The 379-nt window shown below is 71.0% G+C and carries 1 protein-coding gene; it reads left to right on the top strand.

Going from position 1 to position 379, the window contains the following annotated elements; genetic code table 11:
• Nucleotides 1–277 (top strand): thiamine phosphate synthase (locus tag D588_RS0122420; protein WP_198526797.1); only part of this gene is annotated, 277 nt, incomplete at its 5' end.
• Nucleotides 278–379 lie beyond the last annotated feature (102 nt).

Below are 379 nucleotides of genomic sequence, written 5' to 3' on the forward strand. Positions count from 1 at the left end.
CGTGGCGGCGTCCTGTCATACCGTTGAAGAATTGCAGGCGGCGCAGCGCATCGGCTGCGATTTCGCGGTGGTCGGGCCGCTGGCCCCCACCGCCAGCCACCCAGGCGCCACGCCGCTGGGCTGGGAGGCGTTCGAGCGCCTGCGCGAGCAGGTCGCCCTACCGATCTATCCGATCGGCGGCCTGGCATCGACGCACGTCGCCGAGGCGCGCCGCCATGGCGGCCAGGGCATCGCCGCGATCCGCGGGCTGTGGCCGCTGGCGGCCGATGTGGCGTGAGTGGGGCGACAGCAACCGCTCCCCTGGTCAACTGTCATGCAGCCGTGAAACGCGAAGTGGCGTGCTTCCGATGGCGCAATGCGTCGGGACTGAAGTCCCTCC

Source organism: Xanthomonas sp. SHU 308, from assembly GCF_000364645.1.
Classification (GTDB): Bacteria; Pseudomonadota; Gammaproteobacteria; order Xanthomonadales; family Xanthomonadaceae; genus Xanthomonas_A; species Xanthomonas_A sontii.